Origin of the sequence: Candidatus Palauibacter scopulicola (assembly GCF_947581915.1) — a bacterium.
In the GTDB taxonomy this organism is placed as follows: Bacteria; Gemmatimonadota; Gemmatimonadetes; order Palauibacterales; family Palauibacteraceae; genus Palauibacter; species Palauibacter scopulicola.
In genome coordinates this window covers 192,887-200,262 of the sequence record NZ_CANPWG010000021.1, presented here as the reverse complement: position 1 = coordinate 200,262, position 7,376 = coordinate 192,887, and the positions used below count along the sequence as shown (strand labels likewise).

The 7,376-nt window shown below is 69.5% G+C and carries 9 protein-coding genes; all 9 read left to right on the top strand.

Annotation, left to right across the window (positions count from 1 at the left end):
* Positions 1-146: 146 nt before the first annotated feature.
* The 9 genes from rimI to RN743_RS04790 all read left to right on the top strand — a co-directional run bounded on the left by rimI (position 147) and on the right by RN743_RS04790 (position 7,360).
* On the top strand, positions 147-593 hold the full coding sequence (gene rimI, locus RN743_RS04830) for a ribosomal protein S18-alanine N-acetyltransferase (protein WP_310776874.1): 447 nt from the start codon (positions 147-149) through the stop codon (positions 591-593).
* Positions 594-669: 76 nt separating this feature from the next.
* Positions 670-1,110, top strand: a complete 441-nt coding sequence (gene ssb / locus RN743_RS04825; RefSeq protein ID WP_310776872.1) for a single-stranded DNA-binding protein — start codon at positions 670-672, stop codon at positions 1,108-1,110.
* A gap of 49 nt (positions 1,111-1,159) precedes the next feature.
* Positions 1,160-2,494: a glutamyl-tRNA reductase gene (hemA, locus tag RN743_RS04820; protein WP_310776871.1), complete on the top strand. Its 1,335-nt coding sequence runs from the start codon at positions 1,160-1,162 to the stop codon at positions 2,492-2,494.
* Positions 2,491-3,240 (top strand): MotA/TolQ/ExbB proton channel family protein, encoded by a 750-nt coding sequence (locus tag RN743_RS04815; protein ID WP_310776868.1) that lies wholly within the window; start codon positions 2,491-2,493, stop codon positions 3,238-3,240. Before hemA ends, RN743_RS04815 begins: the two co-directional genes overlap by 4 nt.
* A 42-nt stretch (positions 3,241-3,282) precedes the next feature.
* Positions 3,283-3,708, top strand: coding sequence for a biopolymer transporter ExbD (locus tag RN743_RS04810; RefSeq protein WP_310776865.1), 426 nt, complete (start codon positions 3,283-3,285; stop codon positions 3,706-3,708).
* Between the two features lie 86 nt (positions 3,709-3,794).
* The gene (locus RN743_RS04805; protein ID WP_310776863.1) at positions 3,795-4,418 is read left to right on the top strand and encodes a TonB C-terminal domain-containing protein; all 624 of its coding nucleotides are present in this window, start codon (positions 3,795-3,797) and stop codon (positions 4,416-4,418) included.
* Positions 4,418-5,770 (top strand): hypothetical protein, encoded by a 1,353-nt coding sequence (locus tag RN743_RS04800; RefSeq protein ID WP_310776861.1) that lies wholly within the window; start codon positions 4,418-4,420, stop codon positions 5,768-5,770. Before RN743_RS04805 ends, RN743_RS04800 begins: the two co-directional genes overlap by 1 nt.
* A 150-nt stretch (positions 5,771-5,920) precedes the next feature.
* Positions 5,921-6,565, top strand: coding sequence for an OmpA family protein (locus tag RN743_RS04795; RefSeq protein ID WP_310776857.1), 645 nt, complete (start codon positions 5,921-5,923; stop codon positions 6,563-6,565).
* A complete protein-coding gene (locus tag RN743_RS04790) occupies positions 6,566-7,360 on the top strand; it encodes a tetratricopeptide repeat protein (protein WP_310776855.1) in 795 nt (264 codons plus the stop codon). It abuts the gene before it with no gap.
* The last annotated feature ends 16 nt before the right edge of the window (positions 7,361-7,376 follow it).

Here is a 7,376-nt window from a genome sequence, read left to right as displayed (position 1 = left end):
GACTATGGACGATGCCGGACATCATGGGATTCCGAGCGTCCGACTTGCAGAGCTACGTGACCGAGGAGAGACGCAGAGCGCAGCGGTTCAGACGAGATGCAGCGCCGCTCGAACGCAGTGGGGTGTTGCCACGGGCTGCTGGGCCGATGCTCAGGATCCGGCCGCTCGTCGAGTCGGACCTCGGGCAGGTCACGGAGATCGAGGAGGCCTGCTTCGCCACGCCGTGGTCGGAACGGACGTTCAGGAACCTGCTCCGGCGCCCCGACGCGGTGCTGCTCTCCGCCGTGTACGAAGAGCGGCGCGTCGCGGGGTACGCCGCCGTGTGGTTCGTCGGGCGGGAGGCGGAACTGGGCGACCTCGCCGTGGCCCCGGACGACCGCCGGCGCGGCATCGGGGGCGAGTTGGTGGACGCGGTTCTCGATGAAGCGCGGGTCCGGGGCGTCATGCGGATCTTCCTCGAGGTCCGGGAAGGGAACCGAAGCGCACAGGATCTCTACCGAAGCCGGGGATTCGAGATCGTCGGACGGCGGCGCGGCTACTATGCGGGCCCGAAGGAAGACGCTCTCGTCATGCGCCGCTTGCTGGTCCGTTGATCCTATCCTGTTACCTTGATCCTCTTCATCATCACCACCACCATGGACCTTCGAGTCGATCATCGGGGAGGCGGGAATGGCGCGCAGTCTGAACAAGGCGACACTCATCGGAAACCTGGGCGCGGACCCGGAAGTGCGGTCGACGAACACGGGTACGCGGGTGGCGACGCTCTCCGTCGCGACCAGCCGCCGGTGGACGACGCGCGCCGGCGACCAGCAGGAGAAGACGGAGTGGCATCGAGTGGTCTGCTGGGACCGCCTCGCCGAGATCTGCGAGCGCTACCTGCGCAAGGGCGACCGCGTCTACGTGGAAGGCCGGATCGAGTACCGGCAGTGGGAAGGGCAGGACGGCCAGACGCGGTATACGACGGAGATCCGTGCGCTCGAGATGATCATGCTCGGGAGCAGCGGCGGCGGCGGAGAGAGCTATTCGGCGGCGGAACCCCGGCAGGAGCGTTCGGATTTCTCGGAGTTCTCCAACCGGTCCGTCGCGGGTGAGGACGATCTCCCCTTCTGAGGTGTCCGGCGTCGCGGTCGCCGGACCTCGCCACGGCACGGATCCCCCGATGCGCGAGACGACGCCGCGTGCTCCCGCCGACGCGCTCGTCGCGGTCGGACTCAGCCACCGGACGGCTCCCATCGACATCCGGGAACGTTTCGCGCTCGGAGACCGGCGGCGGGCGGAGTGGGTCCAGAACCTGACGGCCAGGCCGGGCGTTGCCGAGTGCGTCGTGCTCTCCACCTGTAACCGGACGGAATGCTACCTGGCGGGAAGCGACGCGGCAGCGCTCGACCGCCTGGGACGCGACGCACTGTGCCGCGTGTCGGGGCTGGGGCCCGCGGGAGATTCGTACCTCGCGACGCTCGAAGGGGGGCGCGCCGTCCGCCACCTGTACCGCGTGACCAGCGGACTGGAGTCGCTCATCGTCGGCGAGCCGCAGATTCAGGGCCAGGTGCGGGGAGCCTACCGGGATGGACGTCCCATGGTGGGGCCGGTGCTGCATCGCCTGTTCCAGTCGGCCCTCGAGGTCGGCGGACGCGTACGGGCCGACACGTCGATCGCGAGCGGCGTGACGTCGATCCCCGGCGCGGCGGTCGGTCTCGCCCGCAAGGTCTTCGGCTCGCTCGACGACCGCGGCGTGCTCGTGCTCGGGACCGGTGAGATGGGAAGACTCACGGTGCAGTGCCTGAAGCGGGAAGGAGCGGGGCGCGTGTTCCTGGCGAGCCGCGACCCGGCCCGGGCCGAACGCGTGAGCCGGCCGCTCGAAGCGGTCGCGATGCGAAGGGGCGCGGCGCTCGAGGCGCTGGATCGCGTGGATCTCATCATCGCCTGCACGGAGTCGGAGGCGGCCTTCCTTGGGGCGGCGCACGTCCGGAGCCCGCGAACGGGGCAGGCGCCGCTCGTGATTCTCGACATCGCCGTGCCCCGCAACGTCGATCCGCGTGTGGCCGGGATCCCCGGCGTGTTCCTGTACAACATCGACGACCTGCGGCAAGTGGTGGATCGCGCCCGGGCGGCGCGCGAGCACGAGCGCGAGCGGGCGGAGGCGATCATCGAGCGGCACGTCGCGAAGTACCGGGCCTGGCGTCGAAGTCGTCGCGCCGATCCGGCCGTGCGGGCGCTGAGGCACACCGCTCGCCGGCTGGTCGCCGATGCCCTCGCCGACCGCGCCCCGGTGCCCGGCGACGCCGACGAAGCCCGGCGGCTGGCGAGTCAGGCCGCGCTCAACAAGGTTCTGCACGGTCCGACGCGCGCCATCCGGTGGCTCGCCGAACGGTCCGACGGCGAGGCGTGTCTTCGTCAGATGGAACCATGGCTGACAGGCCGCCGGGGCCCGCCGGTCGGGGAGGTGAGGAGGGAGCGGATGAGCGCGGAAACGACGCAGGGGGGGCGCACGTGATTGCGGGGGGCGGGATCGGGGTCGGAGGGGGCCTGGACGTCGTGCAGGATCTTTCCGCGCGCGTGATCGATTCCCCCATCGACATGATCCTGGGCGCGACCCTGCCCACGAAGATCATTCTCACCGTGCTCGCCGCCTTCTCGCTCGTGTCGTGGGTCCTCATCATCTGGAAGTTCCGCGAGTTGCGCGCCGTGAACGCGCGGGCGGATGACTTCGTGTTCGCGATGGCCGGGGCCAACGGTCTCGCGGACCTCAACGACGCGCTGGCGGAACTCGACGACTCCCCCTTCAGAAGGGTGTTCCGGGAGGGGATCGCCTTTTTCTCGGAACTGCGTCCGGGCGCGCTCGACGCCACGCACGTCGGGGAGGGGTTGAGCCCCACGCAACTCGAAGCGCTGTGGCTGGTGCTCGAGAAGAGCCTTGCCGAGGAGAAGGACGAACTCGCGCACGGACTTCCCTGGCTCGCGATCATCGGCTCCGTGAGTCCTCTGCTCGGCCTCATGGGCACCGTCGTGGGCGTGATGAACTCCTTCATCGGCATCACATCGCAGGGATCCGCCAACATCGCGGCGGTCGCGCCGGGCATTGCGGAGGCGCTCACAACGACCGTCGCGGGGTTGGCGGTCGCGATTCCCGCGGTCATCGCGTACAACCACTATGCCTCCCGCCTGCGTCTCTTCGTGGGAGAACTGGAAGGATTCGCGAGCGAATTCGTGGGGACTCTCGCGCGCGAGGGGCGCCTGTGAGCCGGGAGGGAACCCCGACGGTCGGAGGATAAGGAACGCGGGATGAAAAGGCGCTTTACACAGCAGGCCGACGGGATCGGCGTCGTGGCGGAGATCAACGTCACGAGCCTCGTCGATGTGGCGTTCACCCTCCTCATCATCTTCATGATCACGGCGCCCATCCTCCAGGGCGGCATCGAGATCGACCTGCCGGAGGGTGTCTCCGCACCCCTCAGCGCCGCCGATGCGCTCGTGGTCTCGATCGACGCGGACGGGCAGATCTACCTGGATGACGTACCGGTGACGCTGGAGGAGTTCGACGCTACGCTCGCGCTGGCGCTCGATCGCTTCGAGTCGGATGCGGTGTACCTGAAGGCGGATGGCGACCTCGCCCTTCGGCAGGCGACCCGCGTGATGGGTCGGATTCAGGAGGCCGGAGGCGTGCTGAACATGGTCACGGACCCGGACCCGAGCCTTCGCCGCCCATGACTCCGTACGGAGGGGTGGAAACCGGGCGTTGGCGCGCATGGCGGCGCGGAGGGCCGCAGCGTCACGGGCGACCTCACAGGCGGGCCGTGTACGGCTCGCTCCTGGTCCACGGGGGTCTCCTCGTTCTCGTCCTGTTCGGCGACGCGGCGATACGCCCGCCCGAAATGCCTGCGGCGGTGCGGGTGAACATGGTCGAGTTCGCTCCGGAGGATGCGCCGATCCGCGTCGATCCGTCGCCGCCCGAGGTCGCGGAAGAGGAGAACCGGCCGCCTCCCCCGGAACCGACGCCTGACCCGGTGCCGCAGGTGGAGACGCCCACCGTGGAGGCCGAGGTCGAGATCGAGCGCGAGGCGGAGCCGGAACCCGCGCGGGCCGAGGAGGTCGGCGAGGAAGTGCGCACGATCCGGATCGCCGGCGAAGCCTCGGCCTGGCCCGAATACGAGGAAAACATCATCCGCCAGATCCAGCGCCGCTGGCGGCCGCCCGTGGGCGCGCGCGAGCTTCGGGCCGAGATCTACTTCATCATCCACCGGGACGGGCGCGTGACGGGGTTCGAGTGGGTGGCGAGATCCGGGAGCCTGGTCTTCGATGTCCAGGCGATGGGGGCGGTGGAATCGGCCGGCCGTGACCAGGCCTTCGGCCCGCTTCCCGACGACTTTCCCGCGGACGCGCTCGCCGTCTCGTTCTTCTTCGATCCGAGCGCACGCTGATGGGCGGATCGCGGATCCTTCGTCGATGCCGTACCGCGGGGCGGCGACGCCGGGGCGCCGCCGCGGGGCTGACGCTGGCCGCGGCGGCCGCCGGATCGCCGCTGGGCGGTCAGGAGGGCGGCGCGCTCCGCCTGGGTCTCACCTACGAGGCCCGCTACGTGCCGGGCATGGTCGTCGCGCCGGTCTCCGCGAGCGCCGGATTCGAGGAACTGGGCGCGGCGGTGGGCGAGATTCTCCGCACGGACCTCGACTATTCCGACCGGTTCGACATCCTGGCGGTGCCCGACACGCTCACCCTGAGCGGCCCCCCGAACTACGCGCTCTGGAACCAGCTCGGGGCCGTGTGGCTCGTCACCGCGGACATCTCCGTCGCGCCGGGGACGCAGACCCCGCTCCTCAGAGTCGGCCTGCACGACCTCGTGTACGGGAACCTCGAGAACGTCCAGGCCTTCAGCCTGCCGTCCATGGATGCGGCCGACTTCCGAATGTCGGTCCACCGGGTCTCCGACCGGATCGTCTTCTGGGCGACGGGAGGCCAGCGCGGCATTGCCGCGACCCGGATCGCCCTGCGCCGGAGGGATGGGGATGGATCGTCCTACCTGCTGCTCATCGACAGCGATGGCGGGAACCCGCAGCGGATCGAAACCGGAGGGCGCAACGTCTATTCGCCCGCCTTCTCGCCGGACGCCACCCGCATCGCGTATACGATCCAGGACGAGACGGGGTACTTCTCACTCGTGGAGCTGAACCTCATCACCGGAAGTCGCCGCACGGTGAGATCCGGGAGACTGATTCAGACGCCGACCTGGACGCCGGACGGGCGGCTGGCGTATGCGGAAGGGATCGACGGAACGACGCGCATCGTGGTCGAAGGCGACGGGCCGCTGACCGAGGGCCGGGCCCAGTCGCTGAATCCCAGCTTTTCGCCGGATGGGGCGTCATTCGCGTACGAGGCCGATCCGGCCAACGAGCAGCAGGTTTACGTCCGTCCCGTCTCGGGTGGCCCGGCCCGCCGCATCAGCATCTACCACCCGCGGGAGGATACCAACGCGGCGGGCCCGGACTGGTCGCCGAACGGCGACCGCATCGCGTATTCCGCCCTGAGCAACCGCCGCTGGCAGATCTTCACGGTGAACCCGGACGGCACCGACCGGCGCATGCTGACCCAGCGCGGCGAGAGCGAAGATCCGAGCTGGGCCCCCGATGGTCGTCATCTCGTCTTCTCATCGGTCGACTCACAGGGCTCGACGGTCTGGATCCTCGATGTCTTCACGGGGAGGTCGCGGCCCCTTACGGCGGGACGGCTCGACGGTCTCCCGGACTGGTCGCCCCCCATCCCGGCGGGCTCGTGACCGCGCTCGTCCTGCGGGTTGCGACTTGACGGGTCTGCGATAGGTTACGAATCCGTGTCGAAACCGGGATCGGGTCAGCGTTTTCAGCGCCGACGTTCGCCCTGTCCTCGCCGAACTCTCGTCCCGCGACTGGCAAACAAGGAGACCTCGATGCGACTGAGCCACCGATTCTCTCCCATTCTTCTCGTTGCGCTTCTGGCGACGGCGTGCAGCGGCAACCCGGAACCGGAGCCGGTTCCCCCCCCGCCGCCTCCCCCTCCGCCCCCGGTCGTGGATGACAGCGCGGAGCGCGAGGCGGCCGCGTCCAGGCTCTGCGACCAGGCGATGACGGCCATGGAGGCCGGCGACTTCACGCGGGCGCGAGAACTGCTGGAGCGAGCCGTAAACGATTATCCCGGTACGACGTGCGCGGAGTCCGCGCCTGCGGACATCGAGCGCGCGATGGACGGCGAGGCGATCGTCGCGCGGATTCACTTCGACTACAACGAATCCGCCATCACCGACGACGCCGCCGCGATTCTGCAGCGCAAGGCGGAAGCGCTCCGGGGCCGATCCGGAATCCGCCTCCGGGTCGAGGGCCATTGCGACGAGAGGGGCTCCCTGGAGTACAACCAGGCGCTCGGCCTGAGGAGGGCCCAGGCCGCGGTCGACTATCTCTCCAGCCTGGGGCTGGACGCCGACCGCTTCGATATCGTGACGTTCGGGGAGGAGATGCCGCTGGCCCGGGGGAGCAACGAGTCGGCCTGGCGGCAGAATCGTCGCGGTGAGTTCGTCATCACGGACGGAGACATCTAGATGAAGCATGTGGCGGTCGCCGTGCTGTTGGGCGTTGCGGCCGCCGCATGCGCGTCCAGGGGCGATGTCGAGACGATGGGCGACGCCCTGCGGGACGAAATCGCCGTTCTCGCCGAGGGCCAGTTGCGGCTGGCCGAGGCGGTGCAGGCGGACCTGGAGTCGATCGAGAGTTCGAGCCAGCGCCGGGAGACGACGGGCCGGGGCGAACTCGAACGCCTGATCGGGCGGGTCGAGGATCTCTTCGAGCAGATCATCGAGATGTCCGCCCAGAACAACCAGTTGCTCAACGACATCTACGAGAATCAGCGCCGCCAGGGCTCCCCCTCGCCCATGGGCTTCCCCGGACCGGCCGACGCGGGCCCGCCCGCCGCGGGTCCGCCCGCCACGGAATCGAACCCTGCCGCCGGGTCCGGGTCCGATGTGGCGTCCCAGGTCTACGCGATGGCGCTCGACATGTACCAGCGCGGCAACCTCGAAACCGCGCGCGACGCCTTCCGCGAGTTCCTCGCCGTCTACGGCGGCCACGAGTTCGCGCCCGATGCCCAGTACTGGGTGGCGCGCACCTACGAGGACGCACAGGATCCGGGCAGCGCGCTCGAGGAGTACCGTCGGCTGACGGAACTCTATCCGGATTCGAGCCGGGCTCCCGCGGCGCTCTTTCGCCGGGCGATGATCGAGGCGGGACGGGGCAACACGGCGGTGGCGCGGCGGCTGTTCGTACAGATCGAGAGCGGCTATCCGAACAGCCCCGAGGCCCCGGAGGCCCGCCGGGAACGCGAGAGGCTGGGCGGCTAGCCGTCCGTGGCAAAGG

Bases quoted from the DNA above. Each gene is read 5' to 3' on its own strand.
- rimI (WP_310776874.1), top strand. From the start codon at position 147: ATGCTCAGGATCCGGCCGCTCGTCGAGTCGGACCTCGGGCAGGTCACG.
- ssb (WP_310776872.1), top strand. From the start codon at position 670: ATGGCGCGCAGTCTGAACAAGGCGACACTCATCGGAAACCTGGGCGCG.
- hemA (WP_310776871.1), top strand. From the start codon at position 1,160: ATGCGCGAGACGACGCCGCGTGCTCCCGCCGACGCGCTCGTCGCGGTC.
- RN743_RS04810 (WP_310776865.1), top strand. From the start codon at position 3,283: ATGAAAAGGCGCTTTACACAGCAGGCCGACGGGATCGGCGTCGTGGCG.
- RN743_RS04800 (WP_310776861.1), top strand. From the start codon at position 4,418: ATGGGCGGATCGCGGATCCTTCGTCGATGCCGTACCGCGGGGCGGCGA.
- RN743_RS04795 (WP_310776857.1), top strand. From the start codon at position 5,921: ATGCGACTGAGCCACCGATTCTCTCCCATTCTTCTCGTTGCGCTTCTG.
- RN743_RS04790 (WP_310776855.1), top strand. From the start codon at position 6,566: ATGAAGCATGTGGCGGTCGCCGTGCTGTTGGGCGTTGCGGCCGCCGCA.